This window comes from Luteimonas granuli (assembly GCF_007795095.1).
In the GTDB taxonomy this organism is placed as follows: domain Bacteria; phylum Pseudomonadota; class Gammaproteobacteria; order Xanthomonadales; family Xanthomonadaceae; genus Luteimonas; species Luteimonas granuli.
Map to the genome: position 1 here is coordinate 2,729,441 of NZ_CP042218.1, position 18,971 is coordinate 2,748,411.

Annotated in this window: 16 protein-coding genes and 3 pseudogenes; 15 read left to right on the forward strand and 4 right to left on the reverse strand. The window is 72.5% G+C overall.

The window, feature by feature from the left end; all coding sequences use genetic code 11:
• Window positions 1-30 precede the first annotated feature (30 nt).
• The 4 genes from FPZ22_RS12675 (at window position 31) to FPZ22_RS12690 (ending at window position 2,592) form a co-directional block, all read left to right on the forward strand.
• Window positions 31-810, forward strand: coding sequence for a spermine/spermidine synthase domain-containing protein (locus FPZ22_RS12675; RefSeq protein ID WP_144893516.1), 780 nt, complete (start codon window positions 31-33; stop codon window positions 808-810).
• Window positions 798-1,430 (forward strand): HD domain-containing protein, encoded by a 633-nt coding sequence (locus FPZ22_RS12680; protein WP_144893518.1) that lies wholly within the window; start codon window positions 798-800, stop codon window positions 1,428-1,430. The genes FPZ22_RS12675 and FPZ22_RS12680 overlap by 13 nt, the downstream gene beginning before the upstream one ends.
• A gap of 65 nt (window positions 1,431-1,495) precedes the next feature.
• Window positions 1,496-1,873 carry a DUF6164 family protein gene (locus FPZ22_RS12685; RefSeq protein WP_144893520.1) on the forward strand — a complete coding sequence of 126 codons (378 nt, stop codon included), beginning with the start codon at window positions 1,496-1,498 and terminating at the stop codon, window positions 1,871-1,873.
• A gap of 98 nt (window positions 1,874-1,971) precedes the next feature.
• Entirely contained in the window at window positions 1,972-2,592 is a 621-nt protein-coding gene (locus FPZ22_RS12690) for a hypothetical protein (protein WP_144893522.1), read from the forward strand.
• 9 nt (window positions 2,593-2,601) lie between these two features.
• Here FPZ22_RS12690 and FPZ22_RS12695 read toward each other — a convergent pair whose 3' ends face one another.
• Entirely contained in the window at window positions 2,602-3,783 is a 1,182-nt protein-coding gene (locus FPZ22_RS12695; RefSeq protein WP_144893524.1) for a BaiN/RdsA family NAD(P)/FAD-dependent oxidoreductase, read from the reverse strand.
• Window positions 3,784-4,698: 915 nt separating this feature from the next.
• On the opposite strand from FPZ22_RS12695, the gene FPZ22_RS13710 reads away from it, so the two are divergent.
• Complete coding sequence (locus FPZ22_RS13710) at window positions 4,699-4,875, forward strand: hypothetical protein (RefSeq protein WP_168199009.1); 177 nt, start codon at window positions 4,699-4,701, stop codon at window positions 4,873-4,875.
• A 63-nt stretch (window positions 4,876-4,938) separates the two neighbouring features.
• Here the strand turns inward: FPZ22_RS13710 and FPZ22_RS12700 are convergent.
• From FPZ22_RS12700 to FPZ22_RS12710, 3 genes and pseudogenes are all read right to left on the reverse strand, one after another.
• Window positions 4,939-6,760, reverse strand: a pseudogene (locus FPZ22_RS12700) (DEAD/DEAH box helicase).
• A 69-nt stretch (window positions 6,761-6,829) separates the two neighbouring features.
• Window positions 6,830-7,675 carry an archaetidylserine decarboxylase gene (gene asd / locus FPZ22_RS12705; RefSeq protein ID WP_144893526.1) on the reverse strand — a complete coding sequence of 282 codons (846 nt, stop codon included), beginning with the start codon at window positions 7,673-7,675 and terminating at the stop codon, window positions 6,830-6,832.
• Complete coding sequence (locus FPZ22_RS12710; RefSeq protein ID WP_144893528.1) at window positions 7,672-8,316, reverse strand: SCO family protein; 645 nt, start codon at window positions 8,314-8,316, stop codon at window positions 7,672-7,674. Before FPZ22_RS12710 ends, asd begins: the two co-directional genes overlap by 4 nt.
• Window positions 8,317-8,424: 108 nt before the next feature.
• On the opposite strand from FPZ22_RS12710, the pseudogene prmB reads away from it, so the two are divergent.
• The 10 genes and pseudogenes from prmB to trpA form a co-directional block, all read left to right on the forward strand.
• A pseudogene (gene prmB, locus FPZ22_RS12715) lies at window positions 8,425-9,340 on the forward strand (50S ribosomal protein L3 N(5)-glutamine methyltransferase); the annotation flags it as partial.
• A gap of 115 nt (window positions 9,341-9,455) precedes the next feature.
• A complete protein-coding gene (gene aroC, locus FPZ22_RS12720; protein ID WP_144893530.1) occupies window positions 9,456-10,565 on the forward strand; it encodes a chorismate synthase in 1,110 nt (369 codons plus the stop codon).
• Complete coding sequence (locus FPZ22_RS12725; RefSeq protein WP_144894183.1) at window positions 10,558-11,547, forward strand: 2-hydroxyacid dehydrogenase; 990 nt, start codon at window positions 10,558-10,560, stop codon at window positions 11,545-11,547. The genes aroC and FPZ22_RS12725 overlap by 8 nt, the downstream gene beginning before the upstream one ends.
• 9 nt (window positions 11,548-11,556) lie before the next feature.
• A pseudogene (locus tag FPZ22_RS12730) lies at window positions 11,557-12,299 on the forward strand (sulfurtransferase).
• A 46-nt stretch (window positions 12,300-12,345) separates the two neighbouring features.
• Entirely contained in the window at window positions 12,346-13,362 is a 1,017-nt protein-coding gene (locus tag FPZ22_RS12735; protein WP_144893532.1) for an aspartate-semialdehyde dehydrogenase, read from the forward strand.
• A gap of 84 nt (window positions 13,363-13,446) precedes the next feature.
• Window positions 13,447-15,339 carry a FimV/HubP family polar landmark protein gene (locus FPZ22_RS12740; protein ID WP_144893534.1) on the forward strand — a complete coding sequence of 631 codons (1,893 nt, stop codon included), beginning with the start codon at window positions 13,447-13,449 and terminating at the stop codon, window positions 15,337-15,339.
• Between the two features lie 51 nt (window positions 15,340-15,390).
• Window positions 15,391-16,224: a tRNA pseudouridine(38-40) synthase TruA gene (truA, locus tag FPZ22_RS12745; RefSeq protein WP_144894184.1), complete on the forward strand. Its 834-nt coding sequence runs from the start codon at window positions 15,391-15,393 to the stop codon at window positions 16,222-16,224.
• Between the two features lies 1 nt (window position 16,225).
• A complete protein-coding gene (locus FPZ22_RS12750; protein ID WP_144893536.1) occupies window positions 16,226-16,912 on the forward strand; it encodes a phosphoribosylanthranilate isomerase in 687 nt (228 codons plus the stop codon).
• On the forward strand, window positions 16,909-18,123 hold the full coding sequence (gene trpB / locus FPZ22_RS12755; protein WP_144893538.1) for a tryptophan synthase subunit beta: 1,215 nt from the start codon (window positions 16,909-16,911) through the stop codon (window positions 18,121-18,123). The genes FPZ22_RS12750 and trpB overlap by 4 nt, the downstream gene beginning before the upstream one ends.
• Window positions 18,120-18,962 (forward strand): tryptophan synthase subunit alpha, encoded by an 843-nt coding sequence (gene trpA, locus FPZ22_RS12760; protein WP_144893541.1) that lies wholly within the window; start codon window positions 18,120-18,122, stop codon window positions 18,960-18,962. Before trpB ends, trpA begins: the two co-directional genes overlap by 4 nt.
• Window positions 18,963-18,971 lie beyond the last annotated feature (9 nt).

Here is an 18,971-nt window from a genome sequence, read left to right on the forward strand (position 1 = left end):
TTCCGGAGGTTGGCGGAGCGGTTCGCGCGGATGCGCGGCACGGGACCGTTGGATCCGGACGGCAAGCGGCTGCCACCGGCCCGTCTGCACCGGCATGGCGAGTATGTCTCGCTGCAGTTCCGCCGCGGACAGACCCAGAGCCGGATGCGCGGCGACGCTCCCGAGCGCCTGCTGATCGACTACACGCGGACCATGCTGGCGGCGCTGCTGTGGCAGCCGCGCCCGGCGCACATCGGCATCGTCGGACTGGGGGGCGGCTCGCAGGTGAAGTTCCTCCACCGGCACGTTCCCGGAACCCGGCTGGAGGTAGTGGAAAACCATCCCGGCGTGATCGAGCTGCGCCGCGAATTCGGCATTCCCGACGACGACGGCCGGCTGCAGGTGGTATTCGACGACGGCGCCCGCTTCGTCGCCGCGCGTCCGGGCCGCTACGACCTGCTGCTGATCGATGGCTATGACGCCGGGGGTATTCCGGAGGCGCTGTCGACGCCGGCCTTCCATACCGCCTGCCGCGAGGCGCTGGCGCCCGGCGGCGTGATGGCGACCAACCTCCATGGCGACGATCCATCCCACCATGTCGAACGGCTGCGCGCGACCTTCGGACGGGACCGGGTGCTGGTGCTGGCCGAGCCGAAGATGAGCAACCGCGTCGCCTTTGCCTGGATCGGGGCCACCCCGGCCGGCGATGCCGCCACGGTCGAGGCCGCGCGCGCCGCGCTCGGCGAACAGGGGCGGCGGGAACTCGCCCCGGCCCTGGAACGGGTGGCGGGCGCGCTGCGCCAGCGCCGGAAGGCGGAATGCGCGAACTGATCCCGCTGCCTCCGGACATGCTCGCGGGCCTGCGCGAGGCCCATGCGACGCCGCCGCGCGCCTACCACCACTTCGGCCATGTCCAGGCGGTCCTCGCGCATTACGGGGCGGTGGCCGCCGGGCCGGGCTGGGCACGGCCGCGCGAGGTCTGGCTGGCGGTGCTTTACCACGATGCGGTGTACAAGGCAGGGCGCCGCGACAACGAGGCGCGCTCCGCGGCGCTGGCCGCGGCGGACATCGCGCGCTGGCTGTCCGGCGCGGGCCTGGACACGGGATTCGTGGTCGAGCTGATCGAACTGACCGCGCGCCACGGCGCGCTCGCGCCCGGAGATCTCGGCCCCGGCGCGGAAGGCGACGACCGCCGCCACTTCCTCGACTGCGACATGGCCATCCTCGGTGCCGATGCCGCGACCTTCGATGCCTACGACCGGGCGATCGCCGAGGAATACCGGAGCGTGGTGCCGGCGTGGCTGTTCCGCATCCGGCGCCGCCGCTTCCTGCGCGGGCTGCTGCACAGCGAGCGCATCTACCTGAGCGCCTTCTTCCACGAACGCCTCGACGCTCCCGCCCGCGCCAACCTCCGCCGCGTCCTGGGCGACCCGCCCACCGCCGCGGCCTGACCGCCATCACCCCGGCACGGAGAGCCGCGCCGACCGATGCACGCGGCGCCCGGTATCCTGTGCGCATGGCGAAGCTGCTCCTCAACATGCGCATGGTCCCCGACGACGAGGCCGACGACGTCCGCGGCTTCCTGGACGCGAACGGCATCGGCTGGCACGAGACCCGGCCGAGCCGCTGGGGCATCTCCCACGGCGGCATCTGGATCTCCGAGGACGGTGACTACCCCCGCGCGAGGGCCCTGATGGACGACTATCAGGCCGGCCGGCAGGCGCGCGCCCGCGCCGAGCGCGCCGCGGCGCTGCGCGACGGAAGCGCCGAGACCTTCGCCGACATGCTGCGCCGCGAGCCGGTGCGCGTCGTGGGCCTGCTGCTGGGCATCGCGCTGGGGCTGGCCCTGGTGGCGCTGCCGGTGCTGCTGCTGTGGCGTGCGGGCGGCGGCTGAGCCCGACACGGGGGCTGGCAGCCGCGGACGGCCCCGCTGACGCGCAGTGAATGCCCGGTGTTTATCATCGGCCGTTGCACGAACCCACGGATGCCGACTTGGACCTGCCGATCCGCCGCTTCGCTCCGGCCTGTCTCGCGATCGCCTGCCTCGCACTCGGGAGCTGCGTGCGCGACGACCGGGCGGTCGCTCCCGGTGCGGACCAGCCGCCGGCCACCAGCGCGCCGCCGCCGACGCCCCGCGCGTCGCTCGAACCCGATCCCGCCAATGCACCGATCGAGCGCGCCGCACCGCCGACGCTGCAGGCCGTGGCCCTGGGCCGCTTCGAACCCGTCGATCCGGTGGCCGGGGCGATGACGGGTGCGCTCGAGATCGGGGACTCGCGGATCGCCTGCGACAGCGGCATCGTCTTCGTCACGGAGCGCGTGGCCATCGTCCGTGGTGGCGACGAGTTCAGTGCCGGCCAGCGCTACGCCGACGTGATGATGGTCGACGCCCTGCAGCCGGTCGAGCTGCGCCGGGTGCTCGACGAGACCCGGGCCGACGACGGTCGGGGCCTCTGCGGGAGCATGAAGACCGGCTTCCTGGCGCTGTCCAGCCAGGTCGAGCAGGACGGGCGGGTGGTCAAACTGGTCGCGCTGCAGGGCGACGGCATTCCCGCGGCCACCGCCGAGGACACGGCCCTGTGCGCAGCGGTGACCTACGTGAGCGAGGACTGAGCCGCCGGCTCAGGCGACTCCGCCGGCCGCGTGGCCGGAGGCCCAGGCCCACTGGAAGTTGTAGCCGCCGAGCCAGCCGGTGACGTCCACCACTTCGCCGATGAAGTACAGGCCGGGTACCAGGCGCGACATCATCGTCGATGAGGACAGCCCCCCGGTGTCGACGCCACCGAGCGTGACCTCGGCGGTGCGGTAGCCCTCGGTGCCGCTGGCGACCACCGGCCAGGCGTGGAGTGCCGCGGCCGCGTGCGCCAGCGCGGGTTCATCGAACTGTCGCAGCGGACGGTCGCCGAGCCAGTGCTCGCACAGGCGCTGGGCGAAGCGCCGCGGCATGCATTCCGCGAGTACGGTGCGCAGCTCGCTGGCCGGACGCGCCGCGCGCTGTTCGCGCAGGAAGGCGAGGGCGTCGATACCCGGCAGCAGGTCGATGGCCAGGGGCTCGCCGGCGTCCCAGTACGACGAGACCTGCAGGATCGCGGGGCCGCTGAGGCCGCGATGCGTGACCAGCATGGCATTGCGGAAGGACTGGCCGCGGCTGCAGGCCTCGACCTCGAGCGAGACGCCGCTCAGCCCCTCGAGCCGTTCGGCGTGGCTGCCGGTGAGCACCAGCGGCACCAGGCCGGCGCGCGTGGGCAGCACGGTGTGGCCGAACTGCCGCGCCAGCGCGTAGCCGAGGCCGCTGCCGCCAAGGCTGGGGATCGACAGCCCGCCACTGGCGACCACCAGCGAGTGCGCCACGACGCGGCCGTGCGCGGTGTCGACCTGGAAGCCTTCGCCTTCGCGTGCCACGGCGGACACGTCGCAGTCGACATCGACCGCGACGCCGGCGTCGGCGCACTCGTCGAGCAGCATGCGCACGATCTGCTTCGAGGAGTCGTCGCAGAACAGCTGGCCCAGCTCCTTCTCGTGCCAGGCGATGCCGTGACGGTCGACCATGTCGATGAAGTCCGCGGGGGTGTAGCGCGCCAGGGCCGATTTGCAGAAGTGCGGGTTGGCCGAGATGAAGTTCGCGGGCGTGGTACCGGTGTTGGTGAAATTGCAGCGGCCGCCGCCGGACATCAGGATCTTCTTGCCGGGGCGGTTCGCGCGCTCGATCACGCGCACGCTGCGGCCGCGGCGGCCGGCGGTCATCGCGCACATCAGTCCGGCGGCGCCGGCCCCGATGACCAGCACGTCGCAGGAAATCGTCATCGCGACAGGATAGCGGCAGCGTGCGCCCGCTGCGCCTTGCGGTTGCGCGGCTGCGCCGATGTTCTGTGTCGTGGCGTCCGGTCTCCGGGGCACGGACGTCCTCTTCCAGGGAGTCGGGGAAATGGGCCATCCATGGCCCACTCTCCGCACTCCGCCGCCAGCCACCTCCCGCCCGATCGTCCGCGGCTTCGTGAAGATTCCTCTCCCGACTCGGGGTGGTGGCGTGCAGTTGGCGCGTTGTCGCACTTCTGGCGCACCGTCGCGCCTTGAAATCGCTTCGTCGGGGTCCGCGCAGCCGGTCCCGCGCTCAGGAGCGGCTCCGTTGTGGCCCGCGCAGCCCGTCCCCCGCACAGGAGCGGCTCCGTTGTGGCCCGCGCAGCCCGTCCCCCGCACAGGAGCGGCTCCGTTGTGGTCCGCGCTGCCCGTCCCGCGCACAGGGGGTGTGCTCCCCCGGCCGTCTCCGCGTCCTGCTCCCATCGGCCGGCCGCCGGCCATCCATGGCCGGCTGTCCGCACACCCCCTGTGCGCGGGACGGGCTCCAACGTTCTGCGGCTTCGGGACGGAAGATCAAAAGCGGCGGAGCCGGGCAGCTCCCGGTCATGACGCCCCGTTTCAACGTCGACGTCGACGTGGCCCTCTTCCCGACCGCACGAAAGGTCGTGCCCGCCGCGGATGCAGGGGGGATGCCCAGAGCCGGCCATGGATGGCCGGCGGCCGGATCTGGGAGCAGGACGCGGAGAATCCGCTGGGCATCCCCCCCTGCGTCCGTGGCGGGCGGCCAGGACTCGAACGGAGCGTCAGTGGCGGCCGGCCAGGACTCGAACGGAGCGTCCCCCCGTAGAATGCGCGGATGCGAAACGCAGCCCGACATTCCCTGGAGCCCCCTGCAGCCGCGACTCCCTGCGGAGCGCACGCATGAGCTGGCTCGGCCTGGTCGCGATCATCATCGGCCTCTACCTGGCGTTCAAGGTCGCCGGCATGGTGCTGAAGCTCGCGCTGTGGCTGCTGATCGTGGTCGCCGCCTACTGGTGGCTCGCGCCGCTCTTCGGCTGGCCGGCGCTGGAGGAAGTCATCCACGTCCTCGGTCCCTGAGCGGGATCGCCGCGATGGCGGCTCCCACCCCGCCAGGGCGGCTGCAGGATCGCGGAACAGCGCTTATTCCGGGCGGGGACCCTTGCGGTGCGGCTTGCGTGGCGGGAAGGGCTTCTTGCCGAATCCCTTCTTCGCGAACGGTTTGCGCGCCGGCGCCTTGCCGGCGGTGTCGGGCGCTTCGCCATCCGGGGTGATGCGCAGCTGCTGCCCCGCGCACCGCACGCCCTTGAGATGGGCCATGGTCTGCGGCGGCATGCCCTCGGGCAGGTCGATCAGGCTGTGGTCCTCGAAGATCTCGATGCGACCGATGTGCCGGGAATCGATGTTGGCCTCGTTCGCGATCGCGCCGACGATGTTGCCCGGCTTGACGCCATGGTCGTAGCCGACCTCGACCCGGAAGGTCTGCATGCCCGGCTGCGGCGGACGCGGCACGCGCTCCTTCTTCGGGAAGGCGGGGCGGTCGCCGCGGTCGGCGTACTCGCCGCGTTCGTGGCGGCCCGGACGCTCGCGGAAGCCGCGCTCGTCGCCGAAGGGCGCGGCGGGGCGTGGCTCGCGCTTCGGCGCCTCCATCAGCAGCGGCACGTCGCCGCGGGCCATCTTCGCCAGCGCCGCGGCGATCTCCACCGCCGGCACGTTGAATTCCTGCTCGTAGTCCTCGACCAGGGACTGGAACAGCGCCAGTTCGCCGGCCGCCAGGGTGTCGGTGATCGCCTGCTTGAACTTTCCGATGCGGGCGTCGTTGACGTTCTCCACGGTCGGCAGGTCCATCTGCTCGATCGGCTGCCGGGTCGCGCGCTCGATCGCGCGCAGCAGGTTGCGTTCGCGCGGAGCGATGAACAGGATCGCCTCGCCGCTGCGCCCGGCGCGGCCGGTGCGGCCGATGCGGTGGACGTAGCTCTCGGTGTCGTAGGGCACGTCGTAGTTCAGCACGTGGCTGATGCGGTCGACGTCCAGGCCGCGCGCGGCGACGTCGGTCGCGACCAGGATGTCGATCTTGCCGTCCTTGAGCTGGGCGATCGTGCGCTCGCGCTGGACCTGCGCGATGTCGCCGTTGATCGCGGCGGCGGCGAAGCCGCGCGCCTGCAGCTTCTCGGCCAGTTCCTCGGTCGCGATCTTGGTGCGCGTGAACACGATCATGCCATCGAAGGGTTCGGCCTCCAGGATCCGCGTCACCGCGTCAAGCTTGTTGGTGCCGCTGACCATCCAGTAGCGCTGGCGGATGTTGCGTGCGGTCGTGGTGGCGGCCTTGATCGAGACCTCCACCGGATCCTTCAGGTAGGTCTGGGCGATGCGCCGGATCGGCGGCGGCATGGTGGCCGAAAACAGCGCGACCTGGCGGGTCTCCGGGGTGCGCGCGAGCACCGCCTCGACGTCGTCGATGAAGCCCATGCGCAGCATTTCGTCGGCCTCGTCGAGCACCAGCATGCGCAGCTCGGAGAGGTCCAGCGAGCCCTTCTCGATGTGGTCGATCACACGCCCCGGGGTGCCCACGATCACCTGCACCCCGCGGCGCAGCGCCTGCAGCTGTGGGCCGTAGCCCTGGCCGCCGTAGATCGGAAGCACCTGGAAGCCGGGCATGAAGGCGGCGTACTTCTGGAAGGCCTCGGCGACCTGGATCGCCAGTTCGCGGGTGGGCGCGAGCACCAGCACCTGGGGCTTGCGCGCGGCCGGGTCGAGGCGCGCCATCGCCGGCAGGGCGAAGGCGGCGGTCTTGCCGGTGCCGGTCTGCGCCTGGCCGAGCACGTCGCGCCCTTCCATGAGCGGCGGGATGGTGGCGGCCTGGATCGGCGAGGGGGGATTCATAGCCGACCGCGGCCAGCGCCTGCAGCAGCGGCTGCGGCAGGCCAAGGTCGGTGAACAGCGGAGTGGGGGTGTCGGAACTCATCGGCGGCCTCTTGCGGGCCGGATGGCCTGGCGGGGTGGGGATTCTACGCGCGACGGCGCGCGTGCGCCGTCAGGAGGTGCGCGTGGCCAGTCGCTGGCCGAGCTTCACGGGTGTTTCCGCGCCCAGCCCCGGCGCGAGCGCGGCCACGCCCGGCGGCAGCAGCACGATCACGGTCGAGCCGTAGTTGAAGCGGGCCATCTCGTCGAAGCGCGCCAGTTCGACCGTCGAGTCCGCGTAGTCCTTGCCGGTCACGCGATCGCCGTAAGCCGGGATCTCCTCTCCGCTCCAGACCGTCTCCACGCCCGACACGAGAAGCGCGCCCACCATCACCACCGCCATCGGGCCGAAGTCGGTTTCGAAATGGCAGACCAGGCGCTCGTTGCGCGCGAACAGCCGCGGCACCTTGGCCACCGCGCGTGGTCCCACGCTGAACAGGCGGCCGGGCACGTGCACCGTGCGCAACAGCCGCCCGCTCCAGGGCATGTGCACCCGGTGGTAGTCGCGCGGCGAGAGATAGACCGTGGCGAACAGGCCCCCGTCGTAGGGCGCGGCGGCGGCACCTTCGCCCAGCAGTTCCGCGGCGGTGAACCAGCGTCCCTTGGCCTGGAAGATCCGCCCGTCCTCGATCGGTCCGCACTGGCTGATGCGGCCGTCGGCCGGCATCAGGATCGCGGCCGGATCGGGATCGGGCACGCGCGCGCCGGGACGCAGGGCGCGGGTGAAGAAGGCGTTGAACGTCGGGTAGGCGGCAGGGTCGGCGTCCGCCGCTTCCTCCAGGTCCACCCCGAAGCGCCGGACCACGGTGTCGATCAGCCAGCGGCTGACGCGGGGATGGTCGGACCAGGCCAGGCGGCGTGCCATCGATGAGAGCAGCCTGTGCGGCAGCACATGGGTCAGCGCGGTGACCAGGCTCATCTCGCGGGCGCCCCGGTGAGCGCGATGAGATCGGCGGCGATCGCGGCCGGATCCAGGGGGCCCTGCACCACGCCGGCCATGCGTCCTTCGGGATCCAGTACGGCGAGCGCGGCGGAGTGGTCGATGGTGTAGGCATCCGCCGGCGCACCCTCTGGCCCCGGCGCCTTCATGAACACCAGCGACAGCGAGCGCGCGAAGTCCTCCAGCGCCGGGATGTCGGCGGTGGCCGCCAGGGTGTCACGGTGGAAGAAGGCGGCGTACTCGCCGATGCGGTCCGGGCTGTCGCGCTCGGGGTCCACCGAGACGAACAGCACCCGCGGCCGCTGCGCCTCGGGCAGCGGTTCCCATTCCTTCTGCGCGCGGGAGAGGTCGGCCAGCGTGGTCGGGCAGACATCGGGGCAGTGGGTGAAGCCCAGGAAGACCAGGGTCCAGTGGCCGTGCAGCTCGCCCGGCACCAGCTGGGTGCCGTCGGACTGTTGCAGGGCGAAGGGCGGCAGCTCGCGCGGCTGCGGGAACAGGCGCACCGCGGCGAGTTCCGGGGCGGGCGCGCTCTCGCGGCCGAACCACTGCTGCGACGCCACCAGGCCGAGGCCTGCGGCGAGGGCGACCACGAGCACGATCAGGACGCTACGGTTGAACATGTGGCCTCGGCGGAACGGCAAGGCCGGCCATGATAGCGGCTGCGCGCAGGCCCGGCAGCGGCTCGCCTATACTGCGGAACCCGGCGAAAAGGGCCGCGAACGCGCGCCATGACCACGCACCAGCTCCTGACCATCATCGACCTGATCCGCTATGGCGCCAGCCGGTTCAACGCGGCGGGCCTGACCTTCGGCCACAGCTACGACAACGCCCTGGACGAGGCGACCCAGCTCACCCTCCACGCCCTGCACCTGCCGCACGACCTGAGTCCGGTCTACGGCCAGGCCCGGGTGACCGAGGCCGAAAAGGAAGAGGTGCTGGGCCTGTTCATCCGCCGCATCGAGGAGCGGATCCCGGCCGCCTATCTCTGCGGCGAGGCCTGGTTCGCGGGGCTGAGCTTCAAGAGCGACCGCCGAGCCCTGGTGCCGCGCTCGCCGATCGCCGAACTGATCGAGTCCGGCTTCTGAACCCTGGCTGGCCGGGCGCGAGGTGCGCCGGGCGCTCGACCTCTGCACCGGCTCGGGCTGCATCGCCATCGCCATGGCGCACTACAACCCGGACTGGCACGTCGATGGCGTCGACCTGAGCCCCGAGGCGCTGTCGCTGGCGAAGGAGAACGAGCGCAGGCTGGGGGTACGCAACGTCCGCTTCCTCGAGTCCGACCTGTTCTCCTCGCTGCAGGGCGAACACTACGACCTGATCGTCAGCAACCCGCCCTACGTCACCAATGCCGAGACCGACGCGCTCCCGCGGGAGTATTCGTACGAGCCCGAGATGGGCCTGCGCGCCGGCAACGACGGCCTGGACCTGGTGCTGAGGATCCTGCGCGACGCTCCGCTGCATCTGTCCGAGGACGGCCTGCTGGTCTGCGAGGTCGGCGAGGCCGAGCGCGCGCTGTCGGCCCTGCTGCCGGAACTGCCGCTGATGTGGGTGGAGTTCAAGGTCGGGCAGATGGGCGTGTTCGTGGCCGAACGCCACGACCTGGTGACGCACAACCGGCGCATCGCCGCGCTGGCGGCGGAGCGCCAGGGCGGCGTGGCCGCCGGCGCCGCGGCTCCGGCTCCCGCCCCGGCCAGCGGGCCGGACGGCCTGTTCTGATGGGCGCGCCCGCGGGCCGGTCGCGGCGCCACGGGGCGCGGCCATGAACACCTTCGGGCAGCTGCTGCGGGTCACGACCTTCGGCGAGTCGCACGGACCGGCCATCGGCTGCGTGGTCGACGGCTGCCCCCCGGGCATCCCCCTGGCTCCGGAGGACTTCGCGCGCGACCTCGAGCGCCGCGCCACCGGGCGCACGCGCCACACCTCGGCGCGGCGCGAGGAGGACGCGATCGAGATCCTCTCCGGCGTGTATGAGGGCCTCACCACCGGCACCCCGATCGCGCTGCTCGTCCGCAACACCGACGCGCGCAGCCGCGACTACGCCGCGATCGCCGGGCAGTTCCGTCCGGGCCACGCCGACTACGCCTACTGGCAGAAATACGGCATCCGCGACCCGCGCGGCGGCGGCCGCAGTTCCGCGCGCGAGACCACCATGCGGGTCGCCGCGGGGGTGATCGCGAAGAAGTGGCTGGCCGACCGTCACGGCGTGCGGGTGCGCGGCCACCTGGCGCAGATCGGCGACATCATGCCGCGAAGCCACGACTGGGATGCGGTCGAAGGCAATCCGTTCTTCTGGCCCGACGCGGCCCAGGTGCCGGAGCTGGAGGCGTACATGGACGCACTGCGCAAGTCCGGTGATTCGGTGGGCGCACGCGTCGCCGTGGTCGCCGACGGCGTGCCGCCCGGATGGGGCGAGCCGGTCTACGGCAAGCTCGACGCCGGCATCGCCGCGGCGATGATGTCGATCAACGCGGTCAAGGGCGTGGAGATCGGGGACGGTTTCGCCAGCGTCGCGCAGAGGGGCAGCGCCCACCGCGATCCGATGACGCCCGCGGGCTTCCTGTCCAACCATGCAGGCGGTGTGCTCGGCGGCATCAGCAGCGGCCAGCAGGTCGTCTGTTCGGTGGCGTTCAAGCCGACCTCGAGCCTGCGCCTGCCGGTGGCAGGCCTGGACGTCGACGGGCAGGTCGTGGACATCGTCACCACCGGCCGCCACGACCCCTGCGTCGGCATCCGCGCGACGCCGATCTGCGAGGCCATGCTGGCGCTGGAGCTGATGGACCAGGCGCTTCGCCACCGCGCCCAGTGCGGCGACGTCGGCGAGGTCGCGCCGCGCATCCCGGCGTCGGCCGGCGGCCGGGATGATGGCTGAGCCGCGTCCCCGGGTCTGGGTGTCGCAGCCGCTGTACGCGGACCTCGAGGCGCGGCTGGACGAATGGTTCGAGGTCGCGCGCACGCCGCGGGTCACCGACCACGCGCCCGGGGCGATCGCCGCAGCGCTCGCCGATGCCGATGGTGCCCTGGTCACGCTCAACGACCGGATCGGCGAAACCGAGGTGGCCGGCGCGTCGCGGCTGCGCGCGGTGGCCAACGTCGGCGTCGGCTACGACAACCTCGATGTCGCGGCGCTGGCGGCGCGCGGCATCGTCGCCACCAACACGCCCGGCGTGCTCACCGAAACCACCGCCGACTTCGGCTTCGCGCTGATGATGGCCGCGGCGCGCCGCATCACCGAGGCCGAACACTGGCTGCGCGACGGGCGCTGGCAGGGCTGGGGCTTCCATGAGCTGCTCGGCGCCGAGATCCACGGCAGCACGCTGGGCATCCTCGGCATGGGCCGGATCGGCCAGGGCATCGCCCGGCGCGCGCGCGGCTTCGGCATGCGCGTGCTGTACCACAACCGCCACCGGCTGCCCGAGGCCGTGGAGGAGGCCTGCGCCGCGACGTGGACCACGCGCGCGGCGCTGCTGGCAGACTCCGACCACCTCGTGCTGGTGCTGCCGTACACCGCGGACAACCACCACATCATCGACGCCGGGGCGCTGGCCGCGATGAAGCCGACGGCCACGCTGACCAATATCGCCCGCGGCGGCCTGGTCGACGAGGGCGCGCTGGCCGAGGCCTTGCAGTCCGGCCGCCTGGCCGCCGCCGGGCTCGACGTGTTCGAGGGCGAGCCGGCGGTGGATCCGCGGCTGCTCGCGTGCCGCAACGTGGTGCTGACGCCACACGTCGCGAGCGCCAGCCTGCCCACGCGCCGCGCGATGGTGGCGCTGGCGGTGGACAACCTGGTCGCGGCGATGGGATTCGGCCCCGATGCCGGACATCCGCCGAGCCCGGTGACGCGCATTCCGTAGAATGCGGCGATGTACACCAGCATCGCCGCCTACCACTTCGTTGCCATCGACGACCCGGCCGCGCTCGCGGCACGCCTGCGTGTCCTCGCGGAGGAGCGCGCGCTGCTCGGCACCGTCCTGGTCGCGGGCGAGGGCATCAACCTGTTCCTCGCGGGCGATGGTGGCGATATCGATGCCTTCCTCGCCCGCCTGCGGGGGACGCGCGCTTCGCGACCCTGCATGCGAAGGTCAGCCACAGCCGCACCCGGCCGTTCGCGCGCCTGAAGGTCAAGGTCAAGCCGGAGATCATCAGCTTCCGGCGCGAAGGCACGTCGCCCCTGGGCGGGCGGGCGCCCGCGGTGCCCCCGGAGGACCTCGCGCGCTGGATCGCGAAGGGCCATGACGATGACGGACGGCGCCTGGTCCTGCTCGATACCCGCAACCGCGAGGAGATCGGCCACGGCAGCTTCGCCGGCGCGCTGACCCTGCCGATCGATAACTTCACCGACCTGCCGGCGGCGCTGGAGCCGCACCGGGACGCCCTGGCCGACGCCACCGTGGTTGGCTTCTGCACCGGCGGCATCCGCTGCGAGAAGGCGGTGACCTGGATGCGCGCGGAAGGCTATGCCGGCGCAGTGCAGCTCGAAGGCGGGATCTTGGGCTATTTCGAAGCCGTGGGCGGTTTCGGCTATGAGGGGCGCTGCTTCGTCTTCGACGAGCGGGTGGCCCTGGATCCGGACCTGCGCGCCGCGGCCGACCTCGACGCGCGATAATGGCGTGCTGCGCGGCACCGTCGCGCGACCAGTCAACGGAGTTCCGATGGACAGGAAGTACAAGGTGGCCGTGGTCGGCGCGACCGGCGCGGTAGGCGAGACCATGCTTTCGATCCTGGCCGAGCGCGGCTTCCCGGTCGGCGAGCTCGTGGCCCTGGCCAGCGAGCGTTCCGCCGGCGGCATGGTCGCCTTCGGCGACGACGAGGTGATGGTGCGCGACCTCGCGGGCTTCGACCCCGCCGGCGTCGACATCGCGCTGTTCTCCGCGGGCGGCGCGATCTCGAAGGAATACGCGCCGAAGTTCGCCGCCGCCGGCGCGGTGGTGATCGACAACTCCTCGGCCTTCCGCCTGGACCCGGACGTGCCGCTGGTGGTCGCGGAGGTCAATCCGGAGATGGTGAAGCAGCGCCCGCGCGGCATCATCGCCAATCCCAACTGCTCGACCATGCAGATGGTGGTGGCGCTGGCGCCGATCCACCGCCGGGCCGGCATCGAGCGCATCAACGTGGCGACCTACCAGTCGGTGTCGGGCGCGGGGCGCTTGGCGCTGGAGGAGCTCGGACGGCAGACCGCCAGCCTGCTGAGCTTCCAGGGCGCGGAGCCGGAGCGGTTCCCGGTCCAGATCGCCTTCAACCTGATCCCGCACATCGACGAATTCATGGACAACGGCTACACCCGCGAGGAGATGAAGCTGGTGTGGGAAACCCGCAGGATCCTCGGCGACGAGCGCATCCAGGTGAACCCGACGGCGGTGCGGGTGCCCGTGTTCTACGGCCACGCCGAGGCGTTGCACATCGAAACGCGCGAGAAGCTCACCGCCGGGGAAGCGCGCGCGCTGCTCGAGGCCGCGCCGGGGGTGGAAGTGGTGGACGAGCGCGCGCCGGGCGGTTATCCGACGCCGGTGACCCATGCCTCGGGCAGGGACGCGGTCTTCGTCGGTCGCATCCGCGAAGATCTCTCCCATCCGCGCGGCCTGGACCTGTGGGTCGTGGCCGACAACATCCGCAAGGGTGCGGCCCTGAACGCGGTGCAGATCGCGGAACTGGTCGCAGGCGAAGGCTGATGCGCGGCCTCGCGTTGCCATGCATGGCCCGGGACCGCTAGAGTCCACGCGATGCAACCGGGGGAACGAGTGGCCAATCCGCGCATGAAGCGAGCGATCCGCTGGGCGGGCCTGTGCGGCCTGCTGCTGGTGCTGTTCGCCGGCCAGGCGCTGGCGCTGGGGCTGGGCCGGATCGAGGTCAGGTCGCGCGCCGGCGAGCCGCTGTTGGCCGAGATCCAGGTGATCTCCGGAGATCCCGCGGAGCTCGACGCGCTGCGCGCTCGCCTGGCATCGCCGGACACCTTCCGCCGCATCGGCCTGCCCGCGCCTGACGCGATGCTCTCGGAGCTCGAGTTCGCAGTGGCGATGGACGTCCGTGGCAACCCGGTGATCCGCGTCACCACGCGCGAACCGGTCACCCGGCCCGCCCTGACCTTCCTGGTGGAAGTGGACTGGGGACAGGGCCGTCTGGTGCGCGAATACTCGGCGCTGATCGACACGCCGCAGACGGTGGCCGCGCCCTCGCAGCCCGCCATCGACGCCCCGGTCGCGGCGCCTTCGAACACCATCGTGCGCGGTCCCGCTCCGGCGCCCGCGCCCGCCGCACCCGAAGAAGCCGGGCCGGGGCCGGCCCAGGGACCGGTCGCGGTCGGCGACGCCCGGCAGGGCTCCGCCGGCAAGGACAGGGCTGCTGCGGCGCCCGTGCCAGCGCCCGCCGCGCCCCGGACCGTGCCGGCACCGCCCACGGCCGCCGCCCCGGCGCCGGCCCCCGGAGACCGGCGGGTCGCTGCCGGCGAGACGCTCGGCGAGATCGCCCGGCAGTTGGTCGACGACGGCATCCGCCGCGAGCAGGCCATCGTGGCCCTGTTCCGCGCCAACCCCGAAGCCTTCATCGCCAACAACCTCAATCTGGTGCGCGAGGGCGCCGTGCTGCGCATTCCGGACCGCAGCGAGATCGCGGGGCTGGACCTGGGCGAGTCGCGCGCGCTGATGCGCGAGCAGATCGCGGCATGGCGCGCCATGGCGGGGCCGGCGCCGCAGCCCGAGGCGGCTGCGCTGGCTGACGAAGGCGCTTCCGGACAGTCCGCAGATGCGGATCCGAGGAGCCGGGCGGCCGCGTCGCCGGTCGCGGACGCGCGCCTGGAGATCGTGCCGCCATCGGCCGCCGGCGCGCGGCAGGCAGGCATACGATCCGGCATCCAGGCCGGTGGCGAGGGCGAAATGCTGCGACAGGAACTGCAACAGGAACTGCAACAGGAACTGCAACAGAGCCGCGAGACGCTGGCGGCGAGCAACGCCGAGGTGGAGGAGCTCAAGGCCCGGGTCGCCGACCTCGAGCGACTGCAGGCGCAGCAGGCCCGGCTCATCGAACTCAAGGACAGCGAACTGGCCGCGGCCCAGGAACGGTTGGCGGAGACCGGCGAAGCCGCGGCCGCCGCACCGGAGACGGGGGCCCCGGGCGGCGGCGCGCTGCCCTGGTCCTGGATCGGCCTGGGCCTGGTGCTGGTGGCGGTAGTGGCCTGGCTGCTCGCGCGCCGCGCGCCGAAGCCGACGCCGCGGCCGCGCTTCGATTCCGCGACCCTGGACGCGGCGGCACAGGCCCCCTGGGGTGCGGCCGGGCTGTCCGGTGCAGGCGAGGCGGCGGTCGCCGACAGCGCGATCGAGCCGGGCACCACGCCTTCTCCGCAGCCTGCGGAAGTCGCGGAGCCGGGGCCGGCATGGCATTCACGGGTCGCGGTACCCACTGGCGTCTCCGTCCCGCCCCCGGCGGGCGAAGCGCTGCACGCTTCAACCGCAGCGGCTGGCGAAGACGTTGCCGGCAGCCGCTCCGCTTCGCCGGGAACCCTCCAGGGAGGCAGCGAGCGCATCGAGCTGGCGCGTGCCTACCTCGATCTCGGCGACATCGATACCGCGCGCGACCTGCTGCGCGAGGTCGCCCACGCCGGCGACCCGGTCGACCGTGCCGAGGCTTCGCGCCTGCTGGACGGGATCGCCTGAGGCCGGTTCCGCGCCGCGGCGGTCCGCGGTGCGGCCGGTTCCGTGGACGCCATGCGCTACGCCCTGGGCATCGAGTACGACGGCGGCGGTTTCCTGGGCTGGCAACGCCTGACCCAGCCCGGCGTGGAAAGCACGCAGACCCTGCAGGCGGCGCTGGAAACCGCCCTGTCCAGGGTGGCCGATGCGCCGGTGGCGACCACCTGCGCCGGACGCACCGATGCCGGCGTGCATGCCCGCTGCAACGTGGTGCACTTCGACAGCGATGCCGGGCGCAGCCCGCGCAACTGGATGCTGGGCACGACCTCGCTGCTGCCGCCGTCGATGTCGGTGCGCTGGTGCCGCGAGGTCGCCCCGGACTTCAACGCACGCTTTTCCGCGCGCGCGCGGCGCTATCGCTACAGCATCCTGAACCGCCCGGTCCGGCCAGCGCTCGGCCGGCAGTATCTGGCCTGGACGCGCAGGCCGCTCGACGCCGGGGCCATGCACCGCGCGGCCCAGGCCCTGGTCGGCGAGCTGGACTTCTCCTCGTTCCGCACCGTGCACTGCCAGGCCCCGCACGCGCGCCGCGACCTGCAGGAAATCAGCGTCAGGCGCGAGGGCGACGTGGTCGTGGTCGAAGTGCAGGCCAACGCTTTCCTGCATCATATGGTCCGCAACATCGTCGGCTCCCTGCTCGAGGTCGGTGACGGATCCCGTCCTGGGCACTGGATCGCCGACGTGCTGGCCGCGCGCGACCGCAGGCGCGCCGGGCCCACCGCACCCGCGGGTGGCCTGGTGTTCCTCGGGCCGCTGTACCCGGCCGGATGCGACCTTCCCGCGGAGGTCACGCTGGGCGCCGAAGGCGCCGGCGCGTCGGCCGCTTTCCTGCCGTTTCCAACCCCCTGACATGCCACGCACCCTGTTCCGCACCCGCATCAAGTTCTGCGGCCTGACCCGCGCCGGCGACGTCCGCCTCGCCGGCGAGCTCGGCGTCGACGCCGTCGGATTCGTGTTCGCCCACGGCAGCCCGCGCCGCGTGCACGCCCGCGAGGCGCGCGCCCTGCGCGAGGCCCTGGCGCCGCTGGTGGACGCGGTCGCAGTGTTCCGCGACAACACCGCGGACGAGGTGCGCGAGGTGGTGAGGGAGGTGAAGCCGAGCCTGCTGCAGTTCCATGGCGACGAGGACGATGCCTTCTGCAGCCGCTTCGACCTGCCGTACGTGAAGGCGGTGGCGATGGGCGCGGGTGCGCGGGTCGGCGGAGCGGAGCTGGCGGCCGCGCATCCAGGCGCCTCGGCCTTCCTCTTCGACAGCCACGGCGGGGGCCACGACGGCGGCAGTGGCCGCCGCTTCGACTGGTCCGCGCTCCCGACGGACCTCGAGCGTCCATTCCTGCTTTCGGGCGGCCTGGCGCCGGACAACATCCATGATGCGGTGGCCGCGATCCAGCCCTGGGGCGTGGACGTGAGCAGCGGCATCGAATCCTCGCCGGGGCGGAAGGACGGCGACCTGATGCGCGCCTTCGTGAGCGAAGTGCGCCGCGCGGACTGCCGACCCGACCACGCCCCGGCGGCTGCCCACGGAGCCCTGCGATGACCGACATGCCCACCGACTTCCACGCCTTCCCCGATGCCCGCGGCCACTTCGGCCGCCATGGCGGCCGCTTCGTGGCCGAGACCCTGGCCGGCCCCCTGCAGGAACTGGCCGCGGCCTACGACGCCGCGCGCGCCGACCCGGCCTTCGTCGCCGCCTTCGAAGCCGACCTCGCCGACTACGTCGGTCGTCCGAGCCCGATCTACGAGGCCGTGGGCCTGTCCCGCCACGTCGGCGGTGCGCGCATCCTGCTCAAGCGCGAGGACCTGAACCACACCGGCGCGCACAAGATCAACAACACCATCGGCCAGGCCCTGCTGGCAAGCCGCATGGGCAAGACCCGGATCATCGCCGAGACCGGGGCCGGCCAGCACGGCGTGGCCAGCGCCACGGTCGCGGCCCGCCTGGGCCTGGAGTGCGTCGTCTACATGGGCGCGACCGACATCGAGCGGCAGAAGATCAACGTCTACCGCATGAAGCTGCTGGGCGCGACGGTGGTGCCGGTGACCAGCGGCTCGGCCACGCTCAAGGACGCGCTCAACGAGGCCATGCGCGACTGGGTCACGAACGTGCGCGACACCTTCTACATCATCGGCACGGTGGCGGGTCCGGATCCGTATCCGCGCATGGTGCGCGACTTCAATGCCGTGGTCGGAAAGGAGGCGCGGGCGCAGATGCTGGCGCGACACGGCCGGCTGCCGGACGTGGTCACGGCCTGCGTCGGCGGCGGCAGCAACGCCATCGGCATCTTCCACGCCTTCCTCAACGACCGCGACGTGCGCCTGGTCGGCGCCGAGGCGGCGGGCGAGGGCATCGCCAGCGGACACCACGCCGCTTCGATCTCGGCCGGGCGCGTGGGCGTGCTGCACGGCAACCGCACCTATGTGCTCTGCGACGATGACGGCCAGGTGATCGAGACGCACTCGGTGTCGGCCGGCCTGGACTATCCCGGCGTCGGCCCAGAACACGCCTTCCTCGCCGACACCGGTCGCGCGCAGTACGTGGGCGTGACCGATGACGAGGCCCTGGAGGCCTTCCACCTGCTGGCGCGCACCGAGGGCATTCTCGCCGCGCTGGAATCGAGCCATGCCGTCGCACAGGCGATCAGGCTGGCGCGCGAAATGCCGAAGGACGCGATCGTGCTCTGCAACCTGTCCGGGCGCGGCGACAAGGACGTGCACACCATCGCCGCGCGCGAGGGGGTGGAGGTATGAGCGCCGCGGCCGAGGTCGCACCGCGCATCGCGCGCCGCTTCGCCGCGCTGCGCGCCGCCGGGCGCAAGGCCCTGGTGCCCTTCATCACCGCCGGCGATCCGGGCCTGGACGACACCGTGCCGGTGATGCATGCGATGGTCGGGGCCGGGGCCGACGCAATCGAGCTGGGCGTGCCGTTCTCCGATCCGATGGCCGACGGTCCCACGATCCAGCGCAGCTCCGAGCGCGCGCTGGCGCGCGGCGCGGGCATGGCCTGGGTGCTGGAGCGGGTGCGCGAGTTCCGCCGGCGCGACGACGACACGCCGGTGACCCTGATGGGCTACCTGAATCCGATCGAGATCCGGGGCGCGGAGACCTTCGCCGCCGCGGCCGCCGATGCCGGCGTGGACGGCGTGCTGCTGGTCGATTTGCCGCCCGAGGAGGCCGCGGAGTTCCGCGACGCCTTCTCCGCCCACGGCGTGGCCCTGGTGCTGCTGGCTTCGCCGACGACGGACCCGGCGCGCCTGGAGATGCTCTGCGGCCTGGCCCAGGGCTACCTCTACTACGTGAGCATGGCCGGGGTGACCGGCGATCCGGCCCGTCTGGACACCGCCGCCGCCGCCGCCCACCTGCGCGCCATCCGGGCCCGCAGCCCGGTGCCGGTGGTCGTCGGCTTCGGCATCCAGGACGCCGCCAGCGCCGCCGCCATGGCCGTCGACGCCGACGGCGTCGTGGTCGGCAGCGCCCTGGTCAAGGCCATGGACGCGGCCGGAAGCGGCCTGGCCGCCGCCGCGGCCGCCGACTTCCTCGCCCCGCTGCGCCGGGCGCTGGATGCCGGCGCACCCGGGTCGGTGGGCTAAACTCCCCGG

Excerpts from the sequence above, each read along its gene's own strand:
- FPZ22_RS12685 (WP_144893520.1), top strand. The coding sequence starts at position 1,496 with ATGGCGAAGCTGCTCCTCAACATGCGCATGGTCCCCGACGACGAGGCC.
- FPZ22_RS12680 (WP_144893518.1), top strand. The coding sequence starts at position 798 with ATGCGCGAACTGATCCCGCTGCCTCCGGACATGCTCGCGGGCCTGCGC.
- FPZ22_RS12675 (WP_144893516.1), top strand. The coding sequence starts at position 31 with ATGCGCGGCACGGGACCGTTGGATCCGGACGGCAAGCGGCTGCCACCG.
- trpB (WP_144893538.1), top strand. The coding sequence starts at position 16,909 with ATGACCGACATGCCCACCGACTTCCACGCCTTCCCCGATGCCCGCGGC.
- trpA (WP_144893541.1), top strand. The coding sequence starts at position 18,120 with ATGAGCGCCGCGGCCGAGGTCGCACCGCGCATCGCGCGCCGCTTCGCC.
- FPZ22_RS12740 (WP_144893534.1), top strand. The coding sequence starts at position 13,447 with ATGAAGCGAGCGATCCGCTGGGCGGGCCTGTGCGGCCTGCTGCTGGTG.
- FPZ22_RS12725 (WP_144894183.1), top strand. The coding sequence starts at position 10,558 with ATGGCTGAGCCGCGTCCCCGGGTCTGGGTGTCGCAGCCGCTGTACGCG.
- asd (WP_144893526.1), bottom strand. The coding sequence starts at position 7,675 with ATGAGCCTGGTCACCGCGCTGACCCATGTGCTGCCGCACAGGCTGCTC.
- aroC (WP_144893530.1), top strand. The coding sequence starts at position 9,456 with ATGAACACCTTCGGGCAGCTGCTGCGGGTCACGACCTTCGGCGAGTCG.
- FPZ22_RS13710 (WP_168199009.1), top strand. The coding sequence starts at position 4,699 with ATGAGCTGGCTCGGCCTGGTCGCGATCATCATCGGCCTCTACCTGGCG.
- FPZ22_RS12695 (WP_144893524.1), bottom strand. The coding sequence starts at position 3,783 with ATGACGATTTCCTGCGACGTGCTGGTCATCGGGGCCGGCGCCGCCGGA.
- FPZ22_RS12710 (WP_144893528.1), bottom strand. The coding sequence starts at position 8,316 with ATGTTCAACCGTAGCGTCCTGATCGTGCTCGTGGTCGCCCTCGCCGCA.
- truA (WP_144894184.1), top strand. The coding sequence starts at position 15,391 with ATGCGCTACGCCCTGGGCATCGAGTACGACGGCGGCGGTTTCCTGGGC.
- FPZ22_RS12750 (WP_144893536.1), top strand. The coding sequence starts at position 16,226 with ATGCCACGCACCCTGTTCCGCACCCGCATCAAGTTCTGCGGCCTGACC.
- FPZ22_RS12735 (WP_144893532.1), top strand. The coding sequence starts at position 12,346 with ATGGACAGGAAGTACAAGGTGGCCGTGGTCGGCGCGACCGGCGCGGTA.